Raw genomic sequence first — 824 nt, 5'->3', positions numbered from 1 at the left:
CGATCGTGTCCCAAGAAGTGGTGTAACTCATCATGGCTCTGGCCACTGAGTTTGCCGTTCAGTTGATCACGGCCGACAGCTTGGCCTGTGGATTATCGCTGACTGCCTCAAAGGCCTCCAACTGCATGTAACGCCGTTGCAGGCACCACTCGTCGTTCTGCTCCAGCAGCATCGCGCCTACCAGACGCGTAATGGCCGGATCGTTGGGGAAAATCCCCACGACATCGGTGCGGCGTTTGATTTCAGCGTTGAGCCGCTCAAGCGGGTTGGTGCTGTGCAACTGCTGTCGATGAGCCTTGGGAAACGCCATGTGCGCCAGCACTTCATCCTCGCAACCATCCATGAGCGCCGCGATCTTGGGGTATTTTTCGCGTAGCTGATCAGCGACCAAACGCCATTGCTGATGGCATTCGGCACGGCTGTCCTGGGCGAAGACCGTGCGCAGCAGCGCCGCTACCATGGTGCGCTGGCCCTTGCCGACATGGGCCATGGCGTTGCGCATGAAGTGCACGCGACAGCGCTGCCAGGTCGCATTGAAGACCTTGGACACAGCTGCTTTCAGGCCTTCGTGGGCGTCGGAGATGACCAGCTTCACGCCCCGTAAGCCACGTCGCATGAGGCTGCGCAGGAAGTCTGTCCAGAACGGCTCGGCCTCCGATGGCCCAACCCGCATGCCCAGGACTTCGCGGCCACCGTCAGTGTTCACGGCCACGGCGATTATTACGGCGACCGAGACGATGCGCCCGGCCTCCCGCACCTTGACGTAGGTGGCATCGATCCAGAGGTAGGGCCAGTCACCTTCAAGTGGCCGATCAAGAAACGCA

General features: G+C 60.8%; 1 protein-coding gene. It reads right to left on the bottom strand.

The features are described 5' to 3' along the window. Positions 1-58 precede the first annotated feature (58 nt). Positions 59-824: IS256 family transposase (locus ACQ4OD_RS26345; protein ID WP_430945223.1), on the bottom strand; the 766-nt coding region annotated here is incomplete at its 5' end.

It is taken from the genome of Pseudomonas sp. WC1 (assembly GCF_050586565.1).
Taxonomy (GTDB): domain Bacteria; phylum Pseudomonadota; class Gammaproteobacteria; order Pseudomonadales; family Pseudomonadaceae; genus Aquipseudomonas.
The sequence above is the reverse complement of the archived record's forward strand: the minus strand, read 5'-3'. Positions and strand labels throughout refer to the sequence as shown.